Origin of the sequence: Nocardia niigatensis NBRC 100131 (assembly GCF_000308655.1) — a bacterium.
Lineage (GTDB): Bacteria > Actinomycetota > Actinomycetes > Mycobacteriales > Mycobacteriaceae > Nocardia > Nocardia niigatensis.
Map to the genome: position 1 here is coordinate 243012 of NZ_BAGC01000114.1, position 26487 is coordinate 269498.

General features: G+C 67.7%; 32 protein-coding genes and 2 pseudogenes. 24 read left to right on the forward strand and 10 right to left on the reverse strand.

The window, feature by feature from the left end:
* Positions 1–61: 61 nt before the first annotated feature.
* Positions 62–619, forward strand: coding sequence for a TetR/AcrR family transcriptional regulator (locus ON33_RS37635; protein WP_040863998.1), 558 nt, complete (start codon positions 62–64; stop codon positions 617–619).
* 52 nt (positions 620–671) lie between these two features.
* Here ON33_RS37635 and ON33_RS42180 read toward each other — a convergent pair whose 3' ends face one another.
* Positions 672–1112 (reverse strand): wax ester/triacylglycerol synthase domain-containing protein, encoded by a 441-nt coding sequence (locus ON33_RS42180; RefSeq protein ID WP_157184948.1) that lies wholly within the window; start codon positions 1110–1112, stop codon positions 672–674.
* A gap of 135 nt (positions 1113–1247) precedes the next feature.
* Here ON33_RS42180 and ON33_RS40435 point away from each other — a divergent pair, with 135 nt between their 5' ends.
* Positions 1248–1589: an SDR family oxidoreductase gene (locus tag ON33_RS40435; protein WP_040863909.1), complete on the forward strand. Its 342-nt coding sequence runs from the start codon at positions 1248–1250 to the stop codon at positions 1587–1589.
* On the opposite strand, the gene ON33_RS37650 is transcribed toward ON33_RS40435, so the two are convergent.
* Positions 1508–2221 (reverse strand): TetR/AcrR family transcriptional regulator, encoded by a 714-nt coding sequence (locus ON33_RS37650; protein ID WP_157184949.1) that lies wholly within the window; start codon positions 2219–2221, stop codon positions 1508–1510. The two genes, ON33_RS40435 and ON33_RS37650, sit on opposite strands and share 82 nt — an antisense overlap.
* Positions 2222–2369: 148 nt before the next feature.
* On the opposite strand from ON33_RS37650, the gene ON33_RS37655 reads away from it, so the two are divergent.
* The 4 genes from ON33_RS37655 (at position 2370) to ON33_RS43870 (ending at position 4213) form a co-directional block, all read left to right on the forward strand.
* Positions 2370–2705 carry an SDR family NAD(P)-dependent oxidoreductase gene (locus ON33_RS37655; RefSeq protein WP_051153460.1) on the forward strand — a complete coding sequence of 112 codons (336 nt, stop codon included), beginning with the start codon at positions 2370–2372 and terminating at the stop codon, positions 2703–2705.
* Positions 2706–2720: 15 nt separating this feature from the next.
* A complete protein-coding gene (locus ON33_RS37660; protein WP_040863910.1) occupies positions 2721–3050 on the forward strand; it encodes a hypothetical protein in 330 nt (109 codons plus the stop codon).
* 85 nt (positions 3051–3135) lie between these two features.
* On the forward strand, positions 3136–3471 hold the full coding sequence (locus ON33_RS37665) for a DUF308 domain-containing protein (protein ID WP_040863911.1): 336 nt from the start codon (positions 3136–3138) through the stop codon (positions 3469–3471).
* 385 nt (positions 3472–3856) lie between these two features.
* Positions 3857–4213 carry an AI-2E family transporter gene (locus tag ON33_RS43870; protein ID WP_245551217.1) on the forward strand — a complete coding sequence of 119 codons (357 nt, stop codon included), beginning with the start codon at positions 3857–3859 and terminating at the stop codon, positions 4211–4213.
* A gap of 150 nt (positions 4214–4363) precedes the next feature.
* Here ON33_RS43870 and ON33_RS37675 read toward each other — a convergent pair whose 3' ends face one another.
* Both ON33_RS37675 and mbp1 read right to left on the reverse strand, forming a co-directional pair.
* Positions 4364–4933, reverse strand: coding sequence for a hemerythrin domain-containing protein (locus ON33_RS37675; RefSeq protein ID WP_040863913.1), 570 nt, complete (start codon positions 4931–4933; stop codon positions 4364–4366).
* A 6-nt stretch (positions 4934–4939) separates the two neighbouring features.
* Positions 4940–5185 carry a microaggregate-binding protein 1 gene (gene mbp1 / locus ON33_RS40445; RefSeq protein WP_083869611.1) on the reverse strand — a complete coding sequence of 82 codons (246 nt, stop codon included), beginning with the start codon at positions 5183–5185 and terminating at the stop codon, positions 4940–4942.
* Positions 5186–5333: 148 nt separating this feature from the next.
* Here mbp1 and ON33_RS37685 point away from each other — a divergent pair, with 148 nt between their 5' ends.
* Positions 5334–5657 carry a hypothetical protein gene (locus ON33_RS37685; protein ID WP_040864001.1) on the forward strand — a complete coding sequence of 108 codons (324 nt, stop codon included), beginning with the start codon at positions 5334–5336 and terminating at the stop codon, positions 5655–5657.
* 164 nt (positions 5658–5821) lie between these two features.
* Here ON33_RS37685 and ON33_RS37690 read toward each other — a convergent pair whose 3' ends face one another.
* From ON33_RS37690 to ON33_RS37710, 5 genes are all read right to left on the reverse strand, one after another.
* The gene (locus tag ON33_RS37690; protein ID WP_040863915.1) at positions 5822–6031 is read right to left on the reverse strand and encodes a CDGSH iron-sulfur domain-containing protein; all 210 of its coding nucleotides are present in this window, start codon (positions 6029–6031) and stop codon (positions 5822–5824) included.
* A complete protein-coding gene (locus ON33_RS37695; protein WP_040863916.1) occupies positions 6009–6662 on the reverse strand; it encodes a HemK2/MTQ2 family protein methyltransferase in 654 nt (217 codons plus the stop codon). Before ON33_RS37695 ends, ON33_RS37690 begins: the two co-directional genes overlap by 23 nt.
* Entirely contained in the window at positions 6659–7660 is a 1002-nt protein-coding gene (locus ON33_RS37700; protein WP_245551220.1) for an iron-containing redox enzyme family protein, read from the reverse strand. Before ON33_RS37700 ends, ON33_RS37695 begins: the two co-directional genes overlap by 4 nt.
* A gap of 387 nt (positions 7661–8047) precedes the next feature.
* On the reverse strand, positions 8048–8599 hold the full coding sequence (locus tag ON33_RS37705) for a hemerythrin domain-containing protein (RefSeq protein WP_040863917.1): 552 nt from the start codon (positions 8597–8599) through the stop codon (positions 8048–8050).
* A gap of 555 nt (positions 8600–9154) precedes the next feature.
* A complete protein-coding gene (locus ON33_RS37710; RefSeq protein ID WP_051153461.1) occupies positions 9155–9376 on the reverse strand; it encodes a hypothetical protein in 222 nt (73 codons plus the stop codon).
* Between the two features lie 168 nt (positions 9377–9544).
* On the opposite strand from ON33_RS37710, the gene ON33_RS37715 reads away from it, so the two are divergent.
* The 16 genes and pseudogenes from ON33_RS37715 (at position 9545) to ON33_RS37780 (ending at position 24411) form a co-directional block, all read left to right on the forward strand.
* A complete protein-coding gene (locus ON33_RS37715) occupies positions 9545–10525 on the forward strand; it encodes a TIGR03557 family F420-dependent LLM class oxidoreductase (protein ID WP_040863918.1) in 981 nt (326 codons plus the stop codon).
* A 55-nt stretch (positions 10526–10580) separates the two neighbouring features.
* Positions 10581–11219 (forward strand): annotated as a pseudogene (locus ON33_RS37720) (aminotransferase class I/II-fold pyridoxal phosphate-dependent enzyme); the annotation flags it as partial.
* Positions 11161–11295: pseudogene (locus ON33_RS44655) on the forward strand (Orn/Lys/Arg family decarboxylase); the annotation flags it as partial. The pseudogenes ON33_RS37720 and ON33_RS44655, both read left to right, overlap by 59 nt.
* Positions 11296–11442, forward strand: a complete 147-nt coding sequence (locus ON33_RS44660) for a hypothetical protein (protein ID WP_373281091.1) — start codon at positions 11296–11298, stop codon at positions 11440–11442.
* Between the two features lie 373 nt (positions 11443–11815).
* Positions 11816–13066: an FAD-dependent monooxygenase gene (locus ON33_RS37725; RefSeq protein WP_245551234.1), complete on the forward strand. Its 1251-nt coding sequence runs from the start codon at positions 11816–11818 to the stop codon at positions 13064–13066.
* A gap of 327 nt (positions 13067–13393) precedes the next feature.
* Complete coding sequence (locus ON33_RS37730; RefSeq protein WP_040863919.1) at positions 13394–14890, forward strand: molybdopterin-dependent oxidoreductase; 1497 nt, start codon at positions 13394–13396, stop codon at positions 14888–14890.
* 33 nt (positions 14891–14923) lie between these two features.
* Positions 14924–15238 (forward strand): hypothetical protein, encoded by a 315-nt coding sequence (locus ON33_RS37735; RefSeq protein ID WP_040863920.1) that lies wholly within the window; start codon positions 14924–14926, stop codon positions 15236–15238.
* A gap of 110 nt (positions 15239–15348) precedes the next feature.
* Positions 15349–16785, forward strand: coding sequence for a CYTH and CHAD domain-containing protein (locus ON33_RS37740; RefSeq protein WP_040863921.1), 1437 nt, complete (start codon positions 15349–15351; stop codon positions 16783–16785).
* 179 nt (positions 16786–16964) lie between these two features.
* The gene (locus ON33_RS37745; RefSeq protein ID WP_040863922.1) at positions 16965–17633 is read left to right on the forward strand and encodes a PAS and ANTAR domain-containing protein; all 669 of its coding nucleotides are present in this window, start codon (positions 16965–16967) and stop codon (positions 17631–17633) included.
* Positions 17634–18010: 377 nt separating this feature from the next.
* A complete protein-coding gene (locus ON33_RS37750; protein ID WP_051153464.1) occupies positions 18011–18985 on the forward strand; it encodes an acyl-CoA desaturase in 975 nt (324 codons plus the stop codon).
* Between the two features lie 17 nt (positions 18986–19002).
* Positions 19003–19272 carry an acyl carrier protein gene (locus tag ON33_RS37755; protein ID WP_040863923.1) on the forward strand — a complete coding sequence of 90 codons (270 nt, stop codon included), beginning with the start codon at positions 19003–19005 and terminating at the stop codon, positions 19270–19272.
* Between the two features lies 1 nt (position 19273).
* Complete coding sequence (locus tag ON33_RS37760) at positions 19274–20170, forward strand: SAM-dependent methyltransferase (RefSeq protein WP_040863924.1); 897 nt, start codon at positions 19274–19276, stop codon at positions 20168–20170.
* Positions 20167–21420 carry a cytochrome P450 gene (locus tag ON33_RS37765; protein WP_051153465.1) on the forward strand — a complete coding sequence of 418 codons (1254 nt, stop codon included), beginning with the start codon at positions 20167–20169 and terminating at the stop codon, positions 21418–21420. Before ON33_RS37760 ends, ON33_RS37765 begins: the two co-directional genes overlap by 4 nt.
* Entirely contained in the window at positions 21417–23123 is a 1707-nt protein-coding gene (locus tag ON33_RS37770) for a fatty acyl-AMP ligase (protein WP_040863925.1), read from the forward strand. Before ON33_RS37765 ends, ON33_RS37770 begins: the two co-directional genes overlap by 4 nt.
* A gap of 2 nt (positions 23124–23125) precedes the next feature.
* Positions 23126–23563, forward strand: a complete 438-nt coding sequence (locus ON33_RS37775; protein WP_040863926.1) for a PaaI family thioesterase — start codon at positions 23126–23128, stop codon at positions 23561–23563.
* 26 nt (positions 23564–23589) lie between these two features.
* Positions 23590–24411, forward strand: a complete 822-nt coding sequence (locus ON33_RS37780; protein ID WP_040863927.1) for an alpha/beta fold hydrolase — start codon at positions 23590–23592, stop codon at positions 24409–24411.
* Positions 24412–24817: 406 nt separating this feature from the next.
* Here ON33_RS37780 and ON33_RS37785 read toward each other — a convergent pair whose 3' ends face one another.
* The gene (locus ON33_RS37785; RefSeq protein WP_051153466.1) at positions 24818–25867 is read right to left on the reverse strand and encodes a sensor domain-containing diguanylate cyclase; all 1050 of its coding nucleotides are present in this window, start codon (positions 25865–25867) and stop codon (positions 24818–24820) included.
* Between the two features lie 309 nt (positions 25868–26176).
* Here ON33_RS37785 and ON33_RS37790 point away from each other — a divergent pair, with 309 nt between their 5' ends.
* Complete coding sequence (locus ON33_RS37790) at positions 26177–26431, forward strand: hypothetical protein (RefSeq protein WP_040863928.1); 255 nt, start codon at positions 26177–26179, stop codon at positions 26429–26431.
* The last annotated feature ends 56 nt before the right edge of the window (positions 26432–26487 follow it).

Sequence of the window (26487 nt, forward strand, 5' to 3'; positions counted from 1 at the left end):
CCGCCGACTTCCCGTGCCGCGGGCCGGTATCGGCGGCGACCGTTGCGATACCGTGGAAACGATGACAGGGTCACCGCACACCAACCGGGGTCCCAGCGCGGCCGCGTCCAACAGGTCGGCTCTGATTCGCGCGGCACGAACCCAGTTCGCCGATGCGGGCCTGGATGTGCCGCTGAGCGCGATCGCGCGCGCCGCCGGGGTGGGCCAGGGTGTGCTCTATCGCCACTTCCCCACGCGTGACGATCTGGCGATGGCGGTGTTCGACGAGAATTTCGCCGAAGTCGAAGCCCTGGCCGCCGATCCGGACGTCAACCTGAAGGAGCTGCTCACCTTCATCGTCGACCAGCTCACCGACTCCGCGGCGTTCATCGTGATGCTCGATCCGGTCAGCACCAACGATGAACGCCTCGCGGAAACCGCTGCCCGAATGCTCGCGCTGATCACGACCAAGCTCGACGATCCTCACCAGCGCGGCCCCATCCGAGGCAGCATGACCGCCTCCGACATCATCATGGCCCTCGCCATGCTGGCCGCGGTCCTGGTGAAGACCGAACCGAGGGATCGCAAGGCGGTCGGACAGCACGCGTGGAAGTTACTGGCGCACGGGCTGTTCCAGTAGATCCGCGACACCGGCCGCGCGTCCGCCGATGCTATCCCGGTCTGCCGAGAACTCAGCGCGTCGCCTGCCCGAGGTCGTGGAGCCCCTCTTCGAGGGCCTCCGCGCCGGCATCGCGCAGCGAAACCGGCACCATCGCCACCAGCGGCCGGTCGGGCAGCGCGCCCCGCTCGGCGAGATACCGGCGCAGCGCCGCGCCCGACATCGCGAGCACGACGTCATTGACGGTCACGCCGGTCGCCTTGCGCACCAGGCGAATTCGCTCCAGCGGCCAGGATCCCACCGCGACCTGCCGAGCACCGCCGATGGGACATTGAGCGGGCCGGCCGGTGCCGACAGGGGCAGCGTGAGACGATCCGACCACACCGCACCCGTCACCGCGACCACGGCGGGCAGCGCTGTCGTCACTTCCCGAACACCCTGCCGGAGCGCCTCGAGGACCCCGCGCCCCGCCGGTGCGGATTCCGAGCGGCGGCGTGGCCGAGGAGCACTCCACGGAGGGAGCGCCGCAGCCTGCTAGTCGGTACTCATGATGCGCTGCAGCAGTTTCCGGCCCGACATCCCGTCGATGAGGGCATGGTGCAGGACGAAGTTCGGGCTACGAGGATTCTCCCTGGCACTGCGGCACGACATGAGAAACGACGGAATCGGCGTCTCCATCATCGAGCCGGGATTCGTCCGCGACATCGCCATGTTCGCCGACGGCGGCGCCCAACTCCCCTACGGCATCCGCACCACCGCACCCGGCGACGTGGCCCGTGCGGTGGTTCGCGCTATCCACGAGGACATCGACGAAGTCGTGGTGGCGCCGGGGGAAATCCGGCTCGGCGCGGCCGTCGCGGGCGTCTCCCCTGCGACCGTCTCCACGGTGCAGCGGATCCTCGGCGCCGATCAGGTGAGCCGGCAGTTCGGTTCGACCACCGGTCGTTGCTCAGCGGAGACCTGCTGGTCGGAGCACAGGCGTAGCGCCTGATTCATGTCGGCCGCCACAGCGTGCGGGGCCGTGCGCGCCAGCTGGATACCCGCGATTCCGCTCCAGCACAGGCCGGCGATCGTGGCGACGGCTTCGGGTTTGGGTAATGGCTTGCCGGTGGCCACCCAGTCTCGCGCGCACGTCTGCGCGATCGCGACCAACTCGGCGATGATCAGCCCTCGTCGGTCGCCCCGCGGCATCGGGTACGGCGCCATCGCCTGCGAAACAGCGTCGGTGCATACCGCTGCGGCCCGGTGTGCCATGCGCTGCGCCGACGGCTCCTCCGCCACGGCAGCGCCGGCCAGCAACGCGGCACTACGCGGGTGAATGTCGGCGAAGTCGAATACCGCGGACACGGTCGCCGTGACGGCGGAACCCATATCCTCCGCACCGCAGAGCGCCCCGGCGAGCACGCCGTCCAACGCCTCGACCGCTTCGCTCAGCACAGCCAGATACAGTTCCAGCTTGCTCGAAAACGACTTGTACAGGACCGGTTTGCTGATTCCGGCCCGGCAGGCGATCTCCTCCATACTCGCCGCCCGATAGCCGCAGGCAGCGAACAACCCCGCAGCCGCGGTCATGATCACGCGCCGCCGCTCCTGCCGGGCCTGTGCCATTCTCCCGTTCACCACCGGTCGCCACCTCCTCGGCACTGACGTTACCGAGGCCCATTTCCTGCGGCGACACCAAGCCCTCCAGACCTCGCTCCGGTTCAGCTGCCGCGCCGTTTCACCGTCCCGTGTCCGGGTATGGCCGAACCGAACGGGATAGGAGAAGCCGATGACGCTGATTCACCCACACCAACCCGAGTACGTCGAGCCGGCCATGGCCGAGCTTGCGGGTACGGTCGCCGTGGTGACGGGCGCCGACAGCGCCACCGGCCGCGCACTGGCGATCGCCTTCGCCCGAGCCGGAGCCGACGTCGTCATCGAATACAAGAACCAACCGCAGCAGGCCGCGTGGACGCGCAGGCGAGTTCTCGAATGCGGACACCGGGCCGTGCTGGTTCAAGGCGACCTCAATGACACCGCCCACTGTTACGCCGTGATCGACGCGGCGCTGCGCGAGTTCGGCAAGATCGACATCTTCGCGTCGACGCGGCCTCCACTCCCCTGAACGAAAGGCCCAGTCATGCCCAAGGAATGGACGAAGAAAGAGGAACGGCAATACGAGCATGTCCGCGACTCCGCCGAGGAGCGCGGCGAAAACCCGAAGCGGGCCAGGGAAATCGGTGCACGCACGGTGAACAAGAACCGTGCCCGCGCCGGCGAGACCAAGACCGCCAGCCGCACGTCTGTGCAGGGCAAGTCTCCGCAGCAGCGGGGCGGCCAACACTCCGGGCGGCGCGGGCCCAAAGGACTGACCCGAGACCAGCTCTACAACGAGGCCAAGCAACGCAACATCAAGGGCCGCTCGGGAATGTCCAAAGCACAGCTCGCGCACGCCCTCGGCCGCGACTGACCCGTCGAAGCGCCGGTGACCGCAGGCCCCGGCCCCAGGCGAGCCACCCTCGCCGCGGCCGGTGCCCCGTCCTGAAGGAGGCGTCATGCCCAACCAGCCACAGTATTTCGACAACCCGGGCGATGCCGGGCAGACCAGCCGCGTCGACCGATTCCCGGACTCTGCCCGGACCACCAGGTCTCACGCCGGCGAGTCCATGGTGGACCCGCGAAACTGGCCGGGGCTCATCGTGTTCGCACTCGGAATCGTCGCACTGGTGGCCACGTTGACCGCAGCCGGATACGGGTTCGGGGGCTGGGCGATAGTGGCCGGAGTGATCTGCGTCGTGTGTCTGGCGGTAGGCGCAGCGCTGGTCGTCATCGAACACGGACGGGTCAAGCACCGCGAAGGCCGCAAGCTGGGCGACCCGGGCGGTCACTGACAGAGAACCGATGAAGGACGAAACAGCACGATCATTGGGTGGGGCAGCCGCATTCCGACAGTGAACCGGCCCCGATATCGGCTGCCGAGAAACGCGCCGCCGAGCAGTCCAGCGAGCGGCATCCGCTGGGTAGTCCCGGACGCAGGTTCGACCGGCACTCGCCGTTCATGATCGGCCTGACGGCCTCCGCAGGTGTCCTGATCACCGTCGGGACGGGGCGTGTCGTTCTCGCCGCGCATGAGGCCCTGCCGCTGGTGTCGGCGGCGATGTTTCTCGCGATCGGCATGGAGCCCTTCCCCGCCTTGCGCGCCAACCTCTATCGGCTCATCCAGTCACGTTCATCTGGCCGGCGGCCTTCGGGGTCCCGCTTCCCTTGGTCCTGGCCGTGCTGGTCTCGGTGCTCGATCTCCTCCCATTGATCGGCTCCACGCTGGCCGGCATCGTCATAGCGCTTGCCGCACTGACGGTTTCGCTGCCGGTCTGTCTGGCCACGGTGGTCTTCTTCCTCGTGCTGCGCTGGCACGAAGACTATCTGCTCGTATCCCGCGTCATCGGCCGCACCGTGCAGGCGCCCGCCGTGGTCACAGTGGTGGCGGTCCTCATCGGTGGCTCGATCCTGGACGTGCTGGGCGCGCTCCTCGCCATTCCCGCCGCCGCGAGTCTGCTCCTTCTGGTCCGGGAGTTGCTCTATCCCAGACTGGATCGTCTCACTGCCGCAGGCTCGGCCGACGATCCTCGATAGTCCGCCATCGTCCTCCTGCCCGCGCGGACCGATCGAAGCGCCCCGCCCCGCAACAGCGGTGACGGTTCCCTGGCGCAAGCCGGAATCCCCTGACCTGTTCCATTGCGGGCCAGGGGATTCCGGTGCGGATACCGCGAGAGATGGAGTGGGCTAGGCGTTGCTGCTCTGCCTACGCCACTCGCGGAGGGCGTCGCGGATCCGGTCGAACACCGCCAGCGGCGGGCCGATCAGCAGATTCGCGGCCAGGGAACCGCCCACCTCCGGATGCGGGCGGGTGGGCGCGAAGGCCTCGGCGAAGCGCGTCACGGTCGCGAGCCGGACTCGCTCGTCCTGGGACGCTTGCAGCTGTAGCTGACCGAACTCCTCCTTCTCCTCGAGCTCCGCGTGTTCGATCACTTTCTCCGCGAAAGCCGTGAATTTCGAATCGAATTGCGGATGGTCGAGGCCGAGGTCGTAGAGGGCTGCGAGGGCATGCTTGGCCTCCTGTTCCTCGCGCAGCCGGCTGTCGACGATCTCGCCGCTCACCGCATGATGCCGGGCGGCCGGATGCACGACCTCCTCCTCCGCGCACTCGTGCACGGCCAGCAACCGCACCAGATCATCGAAGGCCTGCTGCCGGACCGGGCCCACGGTCAGGTGGACCTGTTGGAGCAGGGCTTTGATCTGGCCGTGCTGGGACACCAGCAGGTCGATCACGTCCTTGTCATTCGGATCGGTCATGGACCATCACCGATTCTGGTGCGCCCGCTGACGCGCTTCCTCGGCCTGGGCCCGGGCACGATCCTTCTCGGCCTGGGCCTCCCGCTTGGCGGCGTCGCGCTGAGCTTCGGCCTTGTCCTGCTGAGCGCGGCCCTCCTCGCGCAGCCCCTCGTTGCCGAAGACCTTGCCCGCGGCTTCCTTCGCGGCGCCCTTGACGCCCTCGACCGCGCCTTCGACGCCCTCGCGAGCTCCGCTCTTCTCGTGCTCTGACATGGGATATACCTCCGTATACCGATTGCAGGGACATCCGGAGACCTACCCCGGACATCCACACCGAAACGGGCTGTCGGTCATGTCGTTTCGAGACTCGGGAACCGGGCAATCGATGAGCAGGAGTGACCGAACCGAGGGAGTGTTCTCGATGAACCGATACGCGATCCGCAGCACCACAGTGGCGGCGGTTGCCCTGCTCATCCCCCTGCTCGGAGCCTGTGAGCAGGCGAAAGAGGCCGTCAACAAGGGCGGCAGCACCCCGTGCAGCGAGTTCACGGCCCAGGACCAGAGCAAGCAGCGGATCACCGTCCGCAAATACCTCGAGCAGGACTCGAAGGTGACGCCGACAGCAGATCCGGACACCGTCGACGCCTCCATCGCGGCCATCACGCTCATGTGCCAGGCCCAGCGCAATCCGGACACCCCGATCCGGGACGCGGACCTGACCGGCATTCTGGTGCCGAAGAAGTAGCGTGACGGTGTCTACTGCGCCGGGCCGGCTTTGCGCGGCTGACGGATGTCACAGTCCGTTCTGTCCCGTCGAGCATCGCGAAGTCGGCCAGTGTTCAAGTTGCAGGTATGCGGCTCCGGGCGGATGTGCAATCACGCCGGGCCGGAAGCCTTCGCCGGGCTCGGCTACTCGGCGGTGTGCCGGTGTTTGCGGTGGCTGGTGTCGCACAGTGGATAGATTTTCGATCGCCGGCACAGGCACAGTGCCACGACACACCGGTCACAGCGGATGGTGCGGCCCTCGGCGGTCACCAGTTCCAGCGGGCCCTCCACGAGTGCGGGGCCATCGGCGGTGAAAGTGATTGTCCGCCTGTCATTGTCGGGGTCGATCGGCACGAATGACCACCAGTTCCTCGTGATGTTGCCCCGGTTGGATCCGTCCGGTGTCGGCCAGCCAGGCGGCGCGGCTGCGTAGCACCGGACCGAACGGAATGGTCGCCCGAGCGACCGCCGCGGCCTTCAGCCCGGCAGACCGCAGGAGCGCCAGAGTGCTGTCGACACCGGACAGCTCGGATTGGACCATCAGCAATGTGCCTGTGTCGGACAGCAATTCAGGCGCCAGCCCGCAGAGCGAGTCGATGGCCGAACGCCCGTCGGCGCCCGCGTCCCAGGAGCGCGCCGCACCATGGGGTGAACGGCCACTCGAGCACGGGACGTACGGCGGGTTGCACACCACCACGTCGAAGGTCCTGCCGCGCAGTACTTTCCGGAAGTCGCCGTGCAGCAGTTCGACGTCGATGCCACGGAGGCGGCAGTTCAGCCACGCCGATGCCAGCGCAGTCCGTGAAATATCCACTGCGGTAACCGACCTGGCGAACCGGGCAGCAGCAATGGCCAGCGCACCGGTTCCGGTGCACACATCGACCACGCGCCGGCGTGGTGGGATGCGTGCATCGGCGTACACACGCGCCAGCAGCCGAGTATCGGCTTGCGGGCGGTAGACCCCGGGCGCGCGAATCAACATCATGAACTCGGAATAGCTCTGAGTTCACTGTTTATTCGCGAACGCGCCAACGAATCGCCTGCGGCTCCGGCCGACTCGTCGATGAGCAAGGATGTGCGATTCTCGCGCCAGCATCCGAGCACATGGTTGGCGAAGCGATCTTCCAGCAGACCGGTCGCGCCGATTCCGAAGGCGATCGAGGTACGAAGCTCGGGTTCGGCTGTCAGCAGATCGGCGATCACCTCACGCCGCATCAGTTGTTCGTGCACGGCGTCGGCCTCCACATGTTCGCGGTAGAACCGTATGCAGGCGGCATCGGCGTGCAACCTCTCCAGCGCACCGACCAGATGTCGCGACGCCGGCGAGGACGTGATCTCGACGGCCGCGAAATGGCCGATACCCGCACCGCGGAGGCCGCGGTGCAACCCGAACAACGACATCATGTTCACGATCGCCAGCATCGGGGCCGGCACCACATCCAGATAGAACAGGTACGAGGGGTCCAGGCCCGCGCCGGCCAGCAGGTCCGCGAAGAGTTGCTGATGGATCCGGTCCGCGTGCCCGCCTCCGAACTCGTCGAATTCGACGGCGACCAGCGCGGCCTTGGCACGACCGCGCAGCCGCGGAATCATCCACGCGTACGGGTCGGCCTCTTGGTGGTGCAGGATCGACCGCTGCGCAAAATACTCGCGGACCTGCCAGGGCCGTCCCTCCTCTCGAAGGAACACCGCTACCCCGGCATCTTCGTCGGGCCCGGACAGCAAGGCATCGAGTTCGGCGTCGAGGTCGAGATCTGCGCCGACATCGTCGCGCAGCATCCCCAGGAACCGGCGCTCCAATTCAGCGCGCACGCCCAACAATCCGGGGTCCCACTCCCAGCCCTCGTCCACCCCGTCGAATCCCGCATAGTGCAGGGCATAGCAGGTATGCAGAGCCAGCTGCAGATCGCGACCGTCCGCGGCGGCGTCGCCCGGCACTGTCGGCACCGGCGACCCGGCGCTCGCTCCCAGCGCCTCGGTCACCCCCGCTGACAGTTCGCCACACGGCTGCGGAAGCACGTGCCTTCGGTCCGGTATCTGTGTACGCGTAGGGCACACGGTGAACACCTCCTGACGGACAACTGTGCGGCCGGAGTCGACCGGCCGCACCTTCCTTCATCGGGTTATCCCTGCGAAATCGCTGCGCGACCTCGCCGGAATCACGATTCGCCAGGTCGACATCACCCGGAGCGATGATGCCCACCAAGCGGCGATCACCGGCTGCCGCCGCAGCCGGTGGTCCGCCATCTCACCGTTGTTCCACAATCTCACTGTACCCGCGATCCTCTCGGCTAACTCTCGGCTATTTGATCCCGGGCGGGAGAATTGCCGACGTCCCGCCGAAACCCCGAACCGACGGGGTCCTGCCGGCTAGCCCTGTGATCTCCAGTCGCGCACCGCGTCTCGCATGCGGTCGAACACGGCCAGGGGCGGTCCCGCGATCAGGTTGGCCGCGGCGGACGATCCGGCGTGCGGATGCGGCCGCGTAGGGGCAATCGCCTCGGCGGCACGCACGGATCCGACCATGTGTTCGAGCTGGCTCGCCGAATACTGGCGACGCAGCAGCACGAATTCCTCGGCCTCCTCGTGCGCCGCGTGATCGGCGACCGCGGCGGCGAAGTCCGCGATCTTGGACGGGAAATCCGGATGATCGACGCCCAGGTCATACAGCTCCGCGAGCGCGCGTTTGGCGTGATTCTCTTCGTCGAGCCGGGCGTCGACCATTTCCTCGGCGCCGAACCGGGCGCGCTTGGCGACAGGATGCACCACCTCCTCCTCGGCGCTCTCGTGCACCGCGAGCAGCCGGACCAACTCGGTGAACAGTTCCCGCCGGTCCTCCCGCCCCGACTTCAGTTGTTCGAGCAAGGTGGATATCTGTTCGTGTTGTTCGGTCGGCAGATCGACCACGTCCTGGTCAGCCATTGCCTTGCCTTTCTCTGCCGTATTGTGCGGACCGCACTCGACCTTCCGATCTGCGATGCCGCCTTTGGCCGGCGGTACCCCGTCAACCGCGAGCTACTACCGCGATTGCGGATTCATCTTCCGGATGAGCCCTTTCCCGGTCGGACACCGGCCGATCAGCTCTCCCATGTCCGCCCCTTCGGGTCCAAACGATTTGCCTCGCCGGGGCCGAACGCTACCGAGCCGATATCGATGCGACCGCCGAGTACGCGGGCGACCACGGCGTGGATGCCGGGCCGCAGCGGCACGCAGTATCGGGTCCGCGAACCCCACCCGCGACAATGCTTGCCACGCAACGGTATCGACGTCGCTGCGCCGATACGTCACGGCAATTCCCTTCATCGGCGATGAGTCGGTGCTCCTCGCCTCAGCTGTCACGATTCGCTCGCTGACCTCGCCATTGAGGTGCCGCCGCCATTGACGGTGCTTCTCACGGACCGCGACTGCCGCCCGGAAGTAGTGCACTGCCAGACCATCCGGTCTGGGCATCCTTGGCAATACCCGGCATCGCCGCCATCAACCCCGCTCCGGTGTGACATCAGGTTCTTCGGCGGCCAGCCGCCGCGCCAGGCTGTCATCACCGGGCGTATCGCTGAGCTCCTCGTCGGTGGGCTCCCACCGATCGGCGGGGTCGGCAGCCTCCTCGAGCGGATCGGCGTCGAGGGCGTCTTCGTCGAATTGCTCGGCCGTAGAGGGAATCTCCGGATCTCCGGTTGGATCAGGCTGATATGGATTCATGATCGCACCCCTTATGAATGGATAGAGCCCTTGATCGAGAGCGGGCAGCCGCCATATCGATCCGCCTACCCCGCTCATGATCAGTTATTCATCGCGCGGTCGTGTGATCGAGGAAAGCCCGGGTATCGCCCGAACGGAGCGAAGATCCACCTCGGAAAGGACACGACCATGACCCGGTTCGGATACACGCTCATGACCGAACAGAGTGGACCGCGCGAGCTCGTCCGCTACGCGGTCGCCGCCGAACAGGCGGGATTCGACTTCCTGGTCAGCTCCGATCATTTCTCGCCCTGGCTCGCGTCCCAGGGCCACGCACCGCACGCCTGGACATTGCTCGGCGCCGTCGCGCAGGCCACCGACCACATCCCGCTGATGACCTACGTGTGCTGTCCGACCATGCGCTACCACCCGGCGATCGTCGCGCAACAGGCCGCGACCCTGCAGATCCTCGCCGAGGGCCGGTTCACCCTCGGGCTGGGCAGCGGTGAAAGCCTCAACGAACACGTGATCGGCGTGGGCTGGCCCGGCCTCGACGAACGACAGGACCGCCTCGCCGAGGCCATCGGCCTCATCCGCGATCTCCTGACCGGCAATACGATCAGCCGCCGCGGGCACTGGTATCGGGTCGACGCGGCCAAGATCTGGGATCTGCCCGCCCAGCCGGTGCCGATCGCGGTCGCGGTCTCCGGGCCGCAGTCGGTCCGGCGATTCGCCCCGCTGGCCGACGAGATGATCACCACCGATCCGGACGCCGACCTCGTCGATTCCTGGCAGCTCATCCGAACAGACGAGTACGGAACGGGGCCCTCGCGAGTGACCGGACAGGTCCCGGTCAGCTGGGACAGCGACCGCGACAAGGCGATTCAGCGCGCTCACGAACAGTTCCGATGGTCCGCGGGTGGCTGGGACGTCAACGCCAACCTGCCCACACCGGCCGGATTCGCGGCCGCGACGCGGTTCGTCCGCCCCCGCGACATCGCCGAGCAGATCGCCTGCGGCCCCGACCTCGACGCCATCGCCGCATCCGTGCGCCCCTACCGGGACGCCGGCTTCACCGACATCGCACTGGTCCAGGTCGGCGACGAGCAACAGGACCGATTCCTGGCCGAAGCCGCCCCACCGCTCCTGGACAAGCTGCGCGCTTCTTGACGTCCTTTCGCCCCCGAGTACAGCGAACCACCGCCCCAGCCTCAGGGAGACCACCGTGAACCATTCCGCCGCACCGATACTCGATGCTGTGGCCGACTATCAGCGACTGGGCCGTTACGGGTTCACCCCGCCTGGACACCGGCAATCGCGGGGTGCGGATCCGAGGGTGAACAATGTCCTCGGCGATGCGCTGCGAGCCGACATTCTCGCCGGTCCGGGAATGGACGATCGCCTGGCTCGCGGCCATCATCTCGCCGATGCCGAGGAACTGATGGCTGACGCGGTGGGGGCCGAGTACGCCTTCTTCTCGACCTGCGGCAGCTCGCTGTCGGTGAAGGCGGCGATGATGGCCGTGGCGGGTGGAGACGGTGGAACCATCGTGGGCCGTGACAGCCATAAATCGATTGTCGCCGGTCTGATCTTCGCCGGTGTGCAGCCCTACTGGGTGACACCCAGATGGGATGCGGCTCGGCACTTTTCGCATCCGCCGTCTCCCGAACAGGTGCACCTGGCATGGGAGCGCCACCCGGAAGCGGCCGGTGCGCTGATCGTCAGTCCCACCCCGTACGGCACGTGTGCCGACATCGCCGAGATCGCCGCGGTCTGTCACCGCCATGGCAAGCCCCTGATCGTGGATGAGGCGTGGGGCGCGCATCTGCCTTTCCACGAGGACCTTCCGACCTGGGCAATGGACCGTCCCGATCGACCGCGCACCCGGTCGAATCGCCGCTGAACAGGTGACCCCGTACCCGCCTGGGATCCCGGTGATCGTGCCCGGTGAACTGATCGACGTCGCCGTGGTCGACTACCTCCGATCCGGTCTCGCGGCCGGGATGAACGTCCCCGACCCCGCCGACCCGTCACTGGGCACCTTGCGCGTCGTCGCTCATACCGCCACCATCGCAGGCGGCCCGTAGGTCGCGGCTACTGCGCCGGAGACCGTTTCGCCGCCCTGGCCCGGCTCACGGACTCGACCCCACCGCAAGTCGAAATCTCTGATCCTGCACCGAAACCCGTCCTACTCGTCGCCGCCAGAAGTCCGCCATCCGGAAGCACTCGCTACTGCGGCATCCCGCGTGGTTCGAACGAGCGGGTGCCGTCGGCAGCGAGACCAGCTACGGCGCGGAACGTCCTCTGCCGTCGGGTTCAGGGCATCCGCAGGAGAGTGGACATGATCTCGGGCGCACCGATGAATTCTGGGTGGATGCGTCGTCGGCACCTCTGGACACACCGACAGCGGTGGTCCGTGCTGGGCTCTTTCCAGCGCGGAAGAACACAGGGAGGCACTGGATGACGAGCGTGGACGGCCCCGGGCAGGAGCAAATGATCTGGATGGGTGAGCGGGGGGCGGCAGCGAGCGGTCCGCGGGTGTTGGTGGCGGGGGCGAGCATCGCGGGGCCCGCGCTGGCCCACTGGCTGCGCCGGCGGGGGGCCGAGGTGACCGTGGTGGAGCGGGCTCCCGAGCTGCGTCCCGGCGGCCAGGCGGTGGACGCGCGCGGGGTGACCAAGGAGGTCATCCGGCGAATGGGGCTGGACGCGGCGGTGCGCGCGGCCCGCACCGAGACCGCCGGCGCGTACACCGTGGACGTGGACGGGAACGTGCTGGAGACCTACCGCGCGGACGACGACGGCGGCGACGGGTACATCGCGGAGATCGAGATCCTGCGCGGGGACCTGTCCCGGGTGCTCTACGACGACACCCGCGACAGTGTCGAGTACGTCTTCGGCGACCGGATCGCCGAGCTCACCCAGGACGCGGACTGGGTCGATGTGGCCTTCGCGGGCGGCGACCGGCGGCGCTTCGACCTGGTGGTCGGAGCGGACGGGCTGCACTCGGCGCTGCGCGCGATGGTCTTCGGGCCGCGCGAGTGGTTCGTCCGCCATCTCGGGCACGTGCTGGCCTTCTACAGTGTGCCCAACGAGTTCGGGCTCGACGGCTGGCTGATCGACTACCAGGAGGCCGGGCGCTCCGCCGGCCTGCGGCCCATCCAGGACGCCACCCGGGCGATGGCCATGTTCTCCTTCCCCGCGGCCGACCTCGACGTCGACTACCGCGACATCGAGGCCCAGAAACGCCTGCTGCGCGAGCGGATGGCCGGCCTGGGCTGGTTGACCCCGCGCATCCTCGCGCACCTGGACGACACCCCGGACTTCTACCTCGACCAGGTCGCCCAGGTGGTGATGGACCGCTGGTCGAGCGGACGGGTGGGGCTACTCGGGGACGCGGCGTTCAGCTCGTCGCCGATGTCCGGGCAGGGCACCGGGCTGGCCCTGGTCGGCGCCTACCTGCTGGCCGGAGAGCTGGCCGCGGCCGGGTGGGACCCGGCGGCCGGGTTCGCCGCCTACGAGGCTCGGATGCGCTCGTTCGTCGAGGCCAACCAGGAGATCGGCCGATTGCACGCGCGCAGCCGCGACGTCCCCGGCCCCGGCGCCGAGCCGAGCACCGAATGGGACCTCGAGTTGATCGAGCGCGCGATCAACGGCATCGAGCTGCCCGACTATGCAGGCGTACCGGACCGCGGGGCCCGGCCGGAACGCTGATCGCCTCGCCGGCCGATCCGCAGGTGTCACAGAACCAGCCTCGAACGGGCCGAGATGCCGCTGACCGGGGCTCGATGCCCCGGGAAAGGAGCTGTGTTTTCGCGGTCATGATCAGGGCATAACCGGGACATGCCGCTCATACCGATCTCGCTCGTACGCTGCTCGCGTGCCGAGTTCGGTTCCCCGGCGAACGCACATGTATTGCTCGATCGGGAACGCGACAGGATCATCGGTGGTTTGATCGAAGTTGCTTCCACGATCGTCTCCTTGGACAAGTAGTGCCGACAGCGCGAATTGCGCTGCAGCAGCGGTTCGTAGGGAGGGAATATGGGGCAGGTTCCGCACTATCCGCTGTTCGTGGTCATTACCCATGGGCTGAACATCCTGTTCGTCACCTTGCTCATGCGCTCGGGCGTCGAGGTGCTGTCGTCGATGCCGAAGCTCTACTGGAGCGACGGCTGTCCGCCGGGCCGGGAATGGCTTCGACTGTCCGGCAAGAATTTCGGCGCCGATTCGCGCCGGCCATGGGTGTCGCTGGATGAAGAGGAGCCCTGGCATCCGGTCATCGCGCTACCGGGCCGCAATAATCTGGGTCTCGGGCGGCATTGGCACTTCCTGACAGTGCAATTCTGGATTCTCACCGGTTCGGTGTACGTCGTGATGGTCTTCGTCTCCGGATATTGGAACTATCTGGTGCCGACGCACTGGAGCATCGTGTCGCAGGCCATCCGGGATATCGGGACGTATCTGCATTTCCAGCTGGCGCCCCAGCTTCCCGGGCAGCCGTTCGACGCCGCCCAGAAGCTCACCTATTTCGGTGTGGTCTTCGTGCTGGCCCCGCTGCAGATCGCCTCCGGCGCGGCGATGTCACCGGCGGTGCTCGCCCGATTCCCTTGGTACGGAAGGCTGTTCGGCGGGAAGCAGGGCGCGCGCAGCGTCCATTTCCTCGGCTTGTGCGCGATGCTCGCATTCATCGTCGTCCACCTGTTCATGGTCGTCGTGCACGGCATTCCGGCCGAATTCGCCAAGATCTTCCTCGGCTCCGAGGACGCGAACCGGGTTCTCGCCACCGTGGTCGGCTCGCTGACATTGCTGGCCGTGGTGATCGTTCACGTCGCGGCCACCGTGTACTCCCGGATCAATCCCCGCCGCACCCAGCGTCTGCTGGGCAAGATCGTGTACCGCTTCGAGTTCCTGCTGACGCGGCTGGGCCGGTCTCGCCAGCATTACCGGCGACGCGACATCTCCGAATACCACCGCGTCAACGGCTACCCGCCGACCGACCCCGGTTATCGGCAGCTGGCCGCCGGCGGATTCCGAGAGTACGAACTACCCGTTGGTGGCCTGGTCGACCATCCGATGACGCTGTCGTTACCCGAATTGGCCCAGCTGGGCATGACTCACCAGATCACCAACCACAACTGCATCCAGGGCTGGAACGGCATCGCCGAGTGGGGCGGCGTGCCCCTGTCGGCACTCATCGACCTCGTCCGTCCGTCGAAATCGGTGAGCCACATCGTGTTCTACGCCATGGACGACAAGGCACTCACCGAGGGTCGCGGGCGATACGGCTATTTCTACGAGGCCGTTCCGATCGCTATCGCCAGAGCGCCACAAGCCCTGCTCGCCCTGGAGATGAACGGCGCGCCGCTGCCCATCGAACACGGAGCCCCGCTGCGACTGCGCCTGGAGAACCAGCTCGGTTACAAGATGATCAAGTGGATCAAAGCCATCGAATTCGTCGACGACATCACCGATATCGGGATGGGGCAGGGCGGCTATCGAGAAGATCAAATGTATTACGGCAAGACCCCCGGAATCTGAGCTACCGACAATGGCGGCAGGAGAGAAGCGCTCATGACCGGACCCATAGAACAAGCACTGGACGCCACCCAGCTCAAGGTCGCCCGAGCTCGCGCCGAAGTCCTGCGGGGCCGCGGTCGCGACGCCACACCCGCCGAACAAGCTGCCGCACAACATGATCGCGATGTGCTCGGCGCGCTCCCGGCGCCACTGGAACGCGAACTCGTCCACCTGGCCGCCACGCTGATCAGGCAGACACCACACGGACCGATATCGGAGACCTTGCGGGCCCGGTTCGACCGGCTCCGCACAGCGTGGGAGGTCCCTGACGGCCCGGCAACCGCGCGACTACGCCAGCGGAACGAGTAGCTTGCGCGTATCCGCCTGCCGGTCCGATGGCACCCCCGGAATGTGCGATCCGCGGCAATCGAGAGGGCCTTCCCTGTTTCACGTGCGATTTCCAGGGAATTCGGGGACGCATGAAGGACGTACTCGAACGTGAGAGCAAATGGGCGGTCGACCGGGACTTCACTTTTCCCGGACTGGACGACGTTGTCGCGAACAGCCGCACCGAGGAGAGGCTGGTCGAGCTGACAAGTACCTATTTCGACACCGCCGAGCGAGACCTGCTCGCTCACGATCTGACGTTGCGCCGCCGTGAGGGAGACGATGAATCGGGCTGGCAGCTGAAGATCCCCCATACGAGCGGTCGCGTCGAAGTGACCGCCCGATTATCGGACGAGCTACCGCCTGAACTCGCCGAGGTCGTCATCGGCGCGACGCTCGGCAGGCCGCTGAACGCGGTCGCCAGGATTCATACATTGCGCCGTCGTCACCGCATCCTCGGTTCGGACGGCGAACTGATCGTCGAGATCGATGACGACCTTGTGGACTCGACCGCAGCGGACCGGCCTGCGGAACTGGTTGCCTGGCGTGAGATCGAGGTCGAACTCGGCCCGCACACCGAAAAGATCCCGGCCATATTGCGGGACCGGCTCACCGAAGCGGGCGCATGCGCGTCGGGCGATCGCTCCAAGCTGTCGCGCGTTCTGCCGGAGCGATCCGGACCGCCCGTCACCGGTTCACGGGCCGAGCATGCGATGCACGACTACATGACCGCGCAGATCGACCTGATCTTCGTCGGCGACGTCCGGTTACGCCGAGGCGAGGAACCGATCCACGACACCCGCGTCGCGACGCGGCGACTGCGTAGCACGCTGCGCGTGTTCGGCAAGCTGCTGGACCGGGACGCGATCGGCGAGATCGACAATGAGCTGAGATGGTACGCAGCGCTGCTCGGCGACATCCGTGATTGCCACGTCCAACGGCGACGGCTCGCCGACAAGCTCAACGCCCTACCGCCCGAGCTCGTCCTGGGTCCGGTCGCTGCGCGGATCGACGCGACGCTGCTGGCACGGCAGCTGCCGAGCCGCAATGCCCTCGCCGAGGCAATGAACTCGCCCCGCTACCTGCGACTGCTCGCGACGCTGCAGACGTGGAGAACACGGCCGCCCTTCGCGCAGCGGATCCGGGGGCGACAGCTGGTGACCCGAGCCCGCCGTGCCGCCGACAAAGCCGACCGGCGGTTGGCGACCGCATTGCAGAACCACCGGCACGAATCGCTGCACCGCGCGCGTAAAGCCGCCAAACGCGCACGCTACGCCGCCGAATTGCACCAACCGGTCCGAAAGTCCGCCCGTGCGAAGTCGAATATGAAGCACTACAAGAGAATTCAGCGGCTACTCGGCGACTACAACGACAGCGTCGTCTCGACCGAATTCCTATGGCGAACCGCGACAGCGGCGGGCACGGCAGGCGACGAGAACGGCTTCACCTACGGCCTGCTCTACGCCAACGAGACGCAAGCCATCGGGGGCGCGCTCCAGAGTGTCGCGGCAGTCGCCGCCGGGGAATAAAGACACCGCCCGGCCTCTCTCGGGGTTCGACGGCGATCTCACCGGAAAGTCCGAAGCGGAAAATCAACGCCGACAGCGCATCCCGACTCGGCCGACGGGCCAGGGCGGCGACCGGGCGTGCCAGTTCGGATACCGCCCCTGAGCGCCTCAGGAAACCCGGCATAGCGGATAATCGGGTCATGAACACTCCGGCCGAACTGCCCGCGGAATCGCTGGTGTGGGCTGCGGGAGCATATCCGGGACCGCAGACGGGCGGTTTCCGGTTCTGGTTCGCCACCCGCCGTTGGGAATGGTCTGCCGAGCTGTATCGCATGCACGGTTACACCCCTGGCGAGGTCGAGCCGACCACCGAACTGCTGCTGGCCCACAAACATCCCGATGATCGCGGCAAGGTCGCCGAGACGATCACCCGCTCGGTCTCGCTGGGAGAGCCGTTCTCGAGCCGCCACCGCTTCATCGACACCCACGGGATCGAACACCATGTGATGGTGGTGGCCGACCGCATCCTCGACCAGGGCCGCGCGGTCGGCACGACAGGGTTCTACGTCGACCTGGCGGGCACCCTCATCCGCGCCGAGCACGACGCGCTCGAGGAGCGGATGCCCGAGGTGGTCGAGGCGCGCGCGGTGATCGAGCAGGCCAAGGGTGTGCTGATGCGCATGTACCGCATCAGCCAGGAGCAGGCGTTCAAGCTGCTGGTGTGGCGGTCCCAGGAAACCAACACCAAAGTCCGGGCCCTGGCCGAACAGCTGCTGTGCGAGCTGCCCAACGTCCCGCCGGCCGAGCCCGGAACGGTATCGGCGTTCGACCACATCCTGCTGACCATGCACGAACGCATTCCCCGCTGAAGGATCCCCGCCGGTTCCGGCTGTGGCGCGCGTGTGGTGTACCGCGCGGCGGCGGAGGGCAGTCGGTGCCGACCCACGGCCGCGTCGGGAGCTTGGCCGTCGGCGTCGAGGAGTGCCCGCGGCGCTCAGATGCTGAACAAGGTGACCTTGGACAGGTCGACCACCACCGCACCGCACAACCCGAATCCCGATCGGGGCGAGGTCGACGGCGCACCGGGTAGCGGGTCCGCCCGGCGATAGGAACAACGAATCGCGTTGCAGGCAAAGAAAATCCGAAGCCTCTGCTAGGAGAGGCCGGCGGTAGATTCGGAACCACGTTCGGCGCCGGGCAATTGGCGCCGTCACACCGTCGATGACGAGGGGTCCGGTCGCCTGCGATGATCGAGGACAATGCACTGTCGGTCGGGGACTATTCCGAGGCGTTCGACACCGGAAAGTCCGAGCCGCGCAAGAAGACGATCAGCAATCCCTATATCCACCGGCTGCAACGCCGGCATTTTCTGCTGTTCGATATCGCGCCGATCATCGGCACGGTGGCGGCGGTGGCGTTTCTGTGGGTGCGGCCGTTCGGGATTCTCGAATTCGCGCTGCTGTTCACGATGTGGCTCCTGACCGGGCTGGGCGTGACCGTCGGCTATCACCGGCTGTTCACCCATCGCACGTTCAAGGCCGCGCCATGGGTGGCGACGATGCTGGCGATCCTGGGGTCGATGGCGGGGCAGGGTGGTGTGCTGTCCTGGGTGGCGCTGCACCGCCGCCATCACGAATACAGTGACCGCGAGGGGGATCCGCACTCCCCCAACCTGTCCGGTGATGGGTTCGCGGGCGCGCTGCGCGGGCTGGCGCATTCGCATTTCCTATGGATGCGACGGCACGAGTATCCGAATATCGTCCATTACGCGCCCGATCTGATCCGGGATCGCCGGCTGGTGCGGGTGGCGCGGTTGTACTACTGGTGGGTCGCGCTGGGCCTGGCGATTCCGGCGGTGATCGGCGGAGTGGTCACCCTGAGCTGGACCGGTGCGGTGAGCGGGCTGCTGTGGGGTGGTCTCGCACGCATCTTCGTGCTGGAACACATTGTGTGGGCGATCAATTCGTTCCTGCACATGTTCGGCACCCGGCCCTACGAATCGCGGGAGAACAGCCGCAACGGCGGTGTCTTCGCCCTGATCAGTCTCGGCGAATCCTGGCACAACAATCATCACGCCTTCCCCGAATCCCCCTCCTTCGGATTGGACTGGTACCGGCTGGATCCCGGTTACTGGCTGATCCGCACGCTGTCGGCCCTGGGCCTGGCGTGGGATCTGAAGCTGCCCTCCGAGGCCCGCATGGCCACCAAACGCATTGCCTGAGAAAGGGTTCACTCGCCATGACCGAAGCAGTCGATACCAGCAAAGCGGCCATCGTCGGCTGGTGCCAGGAATATCTCGCCGATTTGATGGAGCTGCCCGCCACCGCCATCGATCCGCTCGCCGACTTCGACCGGCTCGGCGTCGATTCGGCGCTGGCGGTGGCCCTGCTGATCGAGGTCGAGGAGCGCTACGGCGTGGACCTCTCCCCCGAGGACCTCTACCGCAACCCGAACCTGGACGCGGTCGCCGAATACCTGCATCAGCAGACCACCCGGAACGTTGCCTGATATGACCGCCGTCGATACCGAGCGGACCGCGGCCGCCGCGGCCGCGGTCCGCCATCACTACGACGTCGGCAACGAGTTCTACCGACTCTGGCTGGACCGGACGCTCAGCTACTCCTGCGCGCTGCGCGAATCCCCCGATGACACACTGGAGATCGCGCAGAAGCGCAAGCTGCGCCACCACCTCGACGCCATCGAGGCCGAACGGGCCCGCACGGTGCTCGATATCGGCTGCGGATGGGGCGCGGTCCTGCAGCGGGTCTCCCGGCAGCCGGCCTGCCAGCACGCGGTCGGCCTCACGCTCAGTGCCGAGCAGGCCGATTATGTTCGGGCGCAGCGGTATTCCGGTGTGGAGGTGCGGGTCGAGGACTGGCTGCACTACGAGCCCCGGCAGCGATTCGACGGCATCATCTCCATCGGTGCGTTCGAGCATTTCGCCCGCCCCGATGACACGCCCGAGCAGAAGATCGGCGTCTACCGGGAGTTCTTCACCCGCTGCCGCGAATGGCTGCAACCCGGCGGCGCGCTGTCGTTGCAGACGATCGCGTACGCCAATATGACCGCGGCGCAGGCGAACACGTTCATGCAGCGCGAGATCTTCCCCGATGCCGAGCTGCCGACGCTGCCCGAGATCACCGCCGCGGCCGACGGCCTGTTCGAGGTGAGCGCGGTGACCAACGGCCGCCTGGACTACGCGTGGACCTGCGCCGAGTGGGCGCGGCGACTGCGCGAGAACCGCGCCGCGGCCACCGAGCTGGTCGGCCCCGAGGTGGTGGAGCGGTATCTGCGCTACCTGAAGATGTCCGCCCTGGGCTTCCGCATGGGCAAACTGGCCTTGTTCCGGCTGATCCTGCGACCCTACGGGGACGGGTTCTTCGCCGCCGGGGAGCCCGCCGCATGACCGTGCACGCCACGCGGGCGGCGGATCCGGTGCGCCCGCGCCCCCGGTTCAATCCGTTCGGCGCCGAGTTCCGCCGCGACCCCTACCCCATGTACCGGGCGCTGCGGGAGACCCGGCCGGTGCACAAGACCCTCGGCATGTGGGTGATCACCCGGCACGCCGACGCGAAAGCCGTCCTGCACGACCGCTCCTTCAGCGCGGGCCTGATCCCGCAATTGGTCGGTGAGCAGGCCCGCCGGCTCGGCCACGACGACGTGGCACGCATCGAACGGCTGGGTCGAAAGTCCCTGGTGTTCACCGACAATCCCGATCACGCGCGGCTGCGCGGGCTGGTGAACCGGGTCTTCACCGCCCAGGCCGTCGCCGCGTTGCGCCCGGCCGCCACCGCGTTCACCGCCGCGGCATTGCGACGCGCCCACGACGCCGGGGGCATGGACGTGATCGCCGATTTGGCCGCGCCCCTGCCGGTCTCGGTGCTGTGCGAGTGGATGGCGCTGCCGCCCGATCTGGGTGAGCAGGTCGCCGGGTGGACCCACGACATCCGGTTCCTGCTCGAACCCGGGATGATGAGAGCAGAGGACTTCACCCGGGTCCGCGTGGTGGTCGAGGAGTTCTCGACCGCACTGTCGGGCGTGCTGGACGCGCGTCGCCGCACCGCGGGCCCGGATCTGATCAGCCGTCTGCTCGCCACCCGCACCGCCGGCGGGGACGCGCTCAGCGAGGAAGAGTTGATCTTCGTCTGCATCATGAGTTTCGTCGCCGGCAACGAGACCACCAAATCCCTGATCGGCAATGGCCTGCTGGCCCTGCTGGACCATCCCGATCAGGCGGACGCACTGCGCCGCACCCCCGAACTGCTTCCGGCCGCGGTGAGCGAGGCCCTGCGCTACGACTGCCCGCTGCAGCTCACCAAACGGCTGGCCACCCGCGATGTCGAACTCGGCGGGGAGACCATCCGCGCCGGCGATCAGGTCCTGGTGTGCCTGGGTGCGGCCAACCGTGACCCCGAGGTCTTCGCCCGGCCGGACGAATTCGATCTCGCCCGGGGCGGTGCCGGGCATCTGGCGTTCGGGCACGGCATGCACGGCTGCCTGGGCGGGCAGCTGGCCGAGCTGATGGCCGAGGTCGCCTTCACCCACCTGATCCAGCTGAACCTGCGCCCGTCGACCGGCGAATTCACCTGGCAGGACCACAGTTTCATCGTGCGTGGCCTGCAAACCCTGCCCGTGGCGATCGGAGCCGCCGCATGAGCCCCGCACTGTTGCCGGAGATCCTGCGCCGCCGCGCCGCCGACGAGCCGGACCGCACCGCCTATATCCTGCTCGACGACACCGGCGCCGAGGCGGCCACCCTCACCTACGGAGAACTTCACGCACGCGCGCTGGCGGTCGCACAGCACCTCGAATCCCGATGTGCCCGTGGCGATCGCGCGATCCTGGTGTTCCCGCAATGCCTGGAGTTCATCGTCGCCTATTTCGGCTGCCTGTACGCCGGGGTGATCGCCGTTCCGCTGAATCCGCCACGGCGCGACCGCATCCAGCAGGCCACGCTGTCGATCGTGCGCGACTGCACGCCCGCGGCCGTGCTGAGCCTGGACGCGGTCATCGAACCGCTGCGGGCCGCGCTCGCGCCACTGTGCGATGCGACCGTGTGGCTCGGAGTCGACCGGATGCCGACGGACGCGACGGGATTCGAGCCCGCCCGCCCGGCGCCCGCGGATCTGGCGTTCCTCCAGTACACCTCCGGCTCGACCGGCGCGCCCAAGGGTGTGATGGTCACCCACGGCAATCTGGTCGCCAACGAGGAGATGATCCGGCTCGGTTTCGGCCACGACCGCGACTCCACCGTGGTCGGCTGGGCGCCGTTCTTCCACGACCAGGGCTTGATCGGCAATGTCCTGCAACCGGTATACATCGGCGCGACGGCGATCCTGATGTCGCCATCGGCGTTCATCCGCCGTCCGCTGCTGTGGCTGTCGACCATCACCCGCTATCGCGCGCACACCAGCGGTGGACCGAACTTCGCCTTCGACGCCTGTGTCGAGCGGGCGATGCGTACCGAGCCGGCCGCCCTGGCCGGGCTGGACCTGAGCAGCTGGCGCGTCGCCTTCAACGGTGCGGAGCCCATCCGGCCGGACACGCTGCGCCGCTTCGGTGATGCCTTCGGCCCCTACGGTTTCCGCGACGGTTCCTGGTACCCCTGCTACGGGCTGGCCGAGGCGACCCTGCTCGTCACGGGCAGCACGCCCGGCCGCGGTCCCCGGCTGCTGGACGCCGACATCGACGAGCTCCGCGCGGGCCGCGTCTCCGCTACCGCCGGTCCACGCGCCACGACCGTCGCCGGTTCCGGCCGCCCGCTGGCGAACGAGGACCTGCGCATCGTCGATCCCGCCACCGGCACGGCCTGCGCGCCGGGCCGGGTCGGGGAGATCCAGATCTCGGGAGCCCATGTGACGCAAGGCTATTGGCGCAATCCCGAGGCCACGGCGCGGGCTTTCGCCGACGGGTACCTCCGCACCGGCGATCTGGGTGCGCTCGTGGACGGTGAACTCTACGTGGTGGGCCGGTCGAAGGACCTCGTCATCATCCGGGGCCGCAACTACTACCCGCACGACATCGAACGGACCGCCCAGGCCGCCCATCCGGCAGTGCGAGCGGGCGCCTGCGCCGCCTTCGCGATCGCGTCCGCGGCCGGCGAGAAGCTGGTGATCGTCGCCGAGATCCGGCGCGACGCACTCGCCGAGCCCGCCGAGGTGCGCGGCGCGATCAACGCGGCGGCACTCGGTGAACACGAGCTCGCCCCAGCCGAGATCGTGCTCGCCGCCCCCGGCCAGGTGGAGCGCACCAGCAGCGGCAAGATCATGCGCACCGCCGCCCGCACCCGTTATCTGGCAGGCGAATTCGAGCCTTGGAATCCGCTCGCCGACACACTCACCCCCACACCGAGGAGTTGACCATGACCTGGCAGGCATCGAATCCGGATTTCGCGGCGGCTGTGACGGCGGCCGTGCTCACCATGCCCGCGGCCCGGCATCTGGGCTTCGAGTTCGGGCGGGTCGAGCCGGGCGAAGTCGAGATCGTGCAGCCCTTCCGGCCCGAACTCACGCAGCACAACGGCTATTTCCAGGGCGGGGTGCTCGGTTCGCTGGCCGATTTCGCCGCCGGATCGGCCGCGGGCACCCTGCTGCAGCCGGGGTGGGTGAACATGACCATCGACTACACGGTCAAGATTCTCGCCCCGGCCAAGGGCAAGCAGGTGATCGCGCGCGGGCGCGTGCTCAAGCCGGGCGCGCTCGTCACCAATGCCGCCGCCGACGTGTTCTCGGTCGAGGACGGCGTCGAAACCCTGTGCGCCACCGCACTGGTCACCATGCGGAACGTGAAGCTGGGCTGAGCGGCGAACATCCACCGAGGAGAACCATGCCGACAGCTGACATCCACGGCGTCCCGATCGCCTTCTCCGACACCGGGGTCCCCGCCGGACGGCCGGACGCGCACACCATCGTGTTCGGTCACGGCCTGCTCTTCGGCGGCTGGATGTTCGAACCCCAGATCGAGGCGCTGCGTCACGAATTCCGCTGCGTCACCCTCGACTGGCGCGGTCAGGGCGATACCCCCGCTACCTCCGGCGGTTACGACATGGACACCCTCACCGCCGACGCCGCGGGCCTGATCACCGCCCTGAGCCTCGCGCCGGTGCACTGGGTCGGCCTGTCCATGGGCGGTTTCATCGGCCAGCGCCTGGCCGCCCGCAACCCCGAACTCCTGCGCTCGCTGACCCTGCTCGACACCAGCGCGGACCCCGAGCATCCGGCCAAGATCGGCGAATACAAACGCCTCGCCCTGGCCGTGCGCCTGATCGGCTTCCGCCCCTTGCGATCCCGCGTCGAACCGCATATGTTCGGCCCCGCCTTCCGCACCGCCCGGCAACACCGTCCACTCCTGCACGAGTGGTCGTCCCGCGTGCACCGCACCGACCGCGCCGCCCTCCGCAAAGCGGTGCACGCCGTCGCCGACCGCCCGGGCGTCGCCGCCGAACTCTCCGCGATCACCACGCCCACCCTCATCGCCGTCGGCGCCGACGATCACGCCACCCCGCCCACCCACGCCCACCGCCTCGCCGACCTGATCCCGCACGCGAGCCTGCACATCATCGACGACTGCGGCCACACCAGCACGCTCGAACAGCCCCAGCGCGTCACAGACCTGCTGACGACCTTCCTGCGCGAAACCCCCGCGTGATTACGGCTGATGTGGGCGCCGCGAGAGTGCTTGCGGCGCTTCGAAACAGCCTCGGCAGTTGAATTGGAAGTCGATCCGGCCGTCGAGGCGGACGTAGCCGGCCGGCACACTAAAGCACATATGCGGTCGGGTGTGCTATCAGGAGAAAGCGCATCCCGCGGCATGACCGGAAGTCCTGTATCGCAGTCGATCTCGCTTACTCGGATAGCTCGCCCAGTGGCAAGGCAAGACATTTCGGATGCGGGAGCACACCTGCGCACGGCCCGTGGGGTCCAACTGGGCGAAAAGTCACTTCAGGCGCGTGGAACCCATCGAACCCTTGCACTACAAGGGTTTCCGCAGATAGCTGCCACCCTCTGCATGGTCGGCCTTACCGTGACTTTCCAGCCGTGCGAACCCCACGGGCCTATTCACCTCGCGTGGGTGGGGGCACGGGTTGGTGTGTGCGGCTGGTTTTGGCGCGGTAGAGCGCGCGATCGGCGGCATCGAGCAGGGTGTCGGCCGCTTTGCCCGCGACGGGGCTCACCACGACGCCGATGCTGGCTGATACCGGCAGCCGGTGTGCGCCGACGGTGACCGGTGGGGTCAGCGCGGATCGCAGTCGGTCGGCGACCGCGCCGACCTTGCGGTCGTCGGCGGGCGGGGCGACGAGGGTGATGAATTCGTCGCCGCCGAGACGAGCGGTCATACAGTCGTATTCGCGCAGGCTCTCGCGAAGCCGATCGGCGACGGTGACCAGAACCTGGTCGCCGGTGGCGTGGCCGTAGTGGTCGTTGATCTGTTTGAACCGGTCCAGATCGGTGAAACACAGCCCGATCAGGTCGCCCCGGGTCGCGGTGGCAGCGATCGTTTCGATCCGTTCCAGTAACTGGCGGCGGTTGGGCAGGCCGGTGAGCTGATCGTGGCGGGCCTGCCAGTGCAGTTGTTCCTGTAGCCGGTGTCGTTCGGTGACGTCTTCGACCACGCCGAGGCCGAAGTCGTCCTGCCCGCCGGTGGCCGGTACATAGGTGACCGCGAACGAAGCCCATCGGATGCTGCCGTCGGCGCGCACGAGCCGCCGCTCCATGCACACGGTACCCGTGCGCGCCGCGAGCAATCGGCCGAAGATCATCGCGTTGACCTCGGCCCGATCTTCCGGATGGGAGAACTCGTGAACCGTGATCCGCTCCAGCGCCTGGATCGGTACACCGAGCAGCGCACTCATGGCCCGGTTGGCGTAGAGCAGCTCGCCGTCGGTGTCGCCGAAAGCGATCGCGATCGGCGAGTTCTCGACGGCGATCCGGAACATCTCGTCCGGAACCGGCCACGGCGGCCCCGGGTGCGCGGCGGGCTCGGTCGTCGGGGTCCGTGACTGCCGCAGTGCCTGCCGGTGGCCTCGAGCGATCGCGTCGAGCAGCGTGCCGGCACGTTCGTCGGCATCCGATCGCGGGCTGCGGGCGGCGATGCGGTACAGCACCGCTGCCGCCCGCGGTGGCCGGTGCCGCCGGATCGAGCAGGCCCGCAGCCACCAGGGCCGCGCCGGCCCGTGCGCCCACCGCGTCGTCGAAGGGCTCGCTGTTCACCCCGGCAGCCAGATCATCGACCAACGTGTCCAGCACGCCCCGCGCGGGCTGCGGCGTCGGCATCTCACCGGTGGCCGTCAGTGCCCGCGACCACTGCGACACCAGCGCTACGCGCTCGAGTTCCTCCATCGCGCGTTCCCTCGGTCATTCCCTACTCCATCGAGAATAATCCTGAGAACAAGTGTCTCTTCCGCCAAGTTCCGGTGAGGGGTGCGGTCTCGCGCCCCGTCGGCGACGGCCTGCAGCTCGTCGCCGAACCGGGCGCCGCGTGGGCCGCCGGCCAACCCCTTACGGGCGGGCAGTTGTTCGGCCCGCCGCCGCTGGACGGGGACGTGTGGGTCGGGATCGCCGGCGCCCGGGCAGCAGCCCAAGACCATCACCTCGTTCCTGTCGAGCAGATGCGCGCGCTGCTGGCCGACTCGCATCGGATGCGACTCTCGCGCGCCGGATCCGAGTAGCCGACGACGGCTCTCTGTCTGGCCTGACCAGCGGCAGTTCCGATGGTTGCGGTGTC

What these genes read in the sequence shown, in the direction of transcription:
- ON33_RS37775 (WP_040863926.1), top strand. Translation starts at nt 23,126, where the DNA reads ATGACCTGGCAGGCATCGAATCCGGATTTCGCGGCGGCTGTGACGGCG.
- ON33_RS37655 (WP_051153460.1), top strand. Translation starts at nt 2,370, where the DNA reads ATGACGCTGATTCACCCACACCAACCCGAGTACGTCGAGCCGGCCATG.
- ON33_RS37705 (WP_040863917.1), bottom strand. Translation starts at nt 8,599, where the DNA reads ATGGCTGACCAGGACGTGGTCGATCTGCCGACCGAACAACACGAACAG.
- ON33_RS37755 (WP_040863923.1), top strand. Translation starts at nt 19,003, where the DNA reads ATGACCGAAGCAGTCGATACCAGCAAAGCGGCCATCGTCGGCTGGTGC.
- ON33_RS37760 (WP_040863924.1), top strand. Translation starts at nt 19,274, where the DNA reads ATGACCGCCGTCGATACCGAGCGGACCGCGGCCGCCGCGGCCGCGGTC.
- ON33_RS37660 (WP_040863910.1), top strand. Translation starts at nt 2,721, where the DNA reads ATGCCCAAGGAATGGACGAAGAAAGAGGAACGGCAATACGAGCATGTC.
- ON33_RS37695 (WP_040863916.1), bottom strand. Translation starts at nt 6,662, where the DNA reads ATGATGTTGATTCGCGCGCCCGGGGTCTACCGCCCGCAAGCCGATACT.
- ON33_RS37665 (WP_040863911.1), top strand. Translation starts at nt 3,136, where the DNA reads ATGCCCAACCAGCCACAGTATTTCGACAACCCGGGCGATGCCGGGCAG.
- ON33_RS37735 (WP_040863920.1), top strand. Translation starts at nt 14,924, where the DNA reads ATGACCGGACCCATAGAACAAGCACTGGACGCCACCCAGCTCAAGGTC.
- ON33_RS37770 (WP_040863925.1), top strand. Translation starts at nt 21,417, where the DNA reads ATGAGCCCCGCACTGTTGCCGGAGATCCTGCGCCGCCGCGCCGCCGAC.
- ON33_RS37675 (WP_040863913.1), bottom strand. Translation starts at nt 4,933, where the DNA reads ATGACCGATCCGAATGACAAGGACGTGATCGACCTGCTGGTGTCCCAG.
- ON33_RS37685 (WP_040864001.1), top strand. Translation starts at nt 5,334, where the DNA reads ATGAACCGATACGCGATCCGCAGCACCACAGTGGCGGCGGTTGCCCTG.
- ON33_RS37730 (WP_040863919.1), top strand. Translation starts at nt 13,394, where the DNA reads ATGGGGCAGGTTCCGCACTATCCGCTGTTCGTGGTCATTACCCATGGG.
- ON33_RS37740 (WP_040863921.1), top strand. Translation starts at nt 15,349, where the DNA reads ATGAAGGACGTACTCGAACGTGAGAGCAAATGGGCGGTCGACCGGGAC.
- ON33_RS37780 (WP_040863927.1), top strand. Translation starts at nt 23,590, where the DNA reads ATGCCGACAGCTGACATCCACGGCGTCCCGATCGCCTTCTCCGACACC.
- ON33_RS40435 (WP_040863909.1), top strand. Translation starts at nt 1,248, where the DNA reads ATGAGAAACGACGGAATCGGCGTCTCCATCATCGAGCCGGGATTCGTC.
- ON33_RS37725 (WP_245551234.1), top strand. Translation starts at nt 11,816, where the DNA reads ATGACGAGCGTGGACGGCCCCGGGCAGGAGCAAATGATCTGGATGGGT.
- ON33_RS37710 (WP_051153461.1), bottom strand. Translation starts at nt 9,376, where the DNA reads ATGAATCCATATCAGCCTGATCCAACCGGAGATCCGGAGATTCCCTCT.
- ON33_RS37765 (WP_051153465.1), top strand. Translation starts at nt 20,167, where the DNA reads ATGACCGTGCACGCCACGCGGGCGGCGGATCCGGTGCGCCCGCGCCCC.
- ON33_RS37745 (WP_040863922.1), top strand. Translation starts at nt 16,965, where the DNA reads ATGAACACTCCGGCCGAACTGCCCGCGGAATCGCTGGTGTGGGCTGCG.
- ON33_RS37715 (WP_040863918.1), top strand. Translation starts at nt 9,545, where the DNA reads ATGACCCGGTTCGGATACACGCTCATGACCGAACAGAGTGGACCGCGC.
- ON33_RS37750 (WP_051153464.1), top strand. Translation starts at nt 18,011, where the DNA reads ATGATCGAGGACAATGCACTGTCGGTCGGGGACTATTCCGAGGCGTTC.
- mbp1 (WP_083869611.1), bottom strand. Translation starts at nt 5,185, where the DNA reads ATGTCAGAGCACGAGAAGAGCGGAGCTCGCGAGGGCGTCGAAGGCGCG.
- ON33_RS37635 (WP_040863998.1), top strand. Translation starts at nt 62, where the DNA reads ATGACAGGGTCACCGCACACCAACCGGGGTCCCAGCGCGGCCGCGTCC.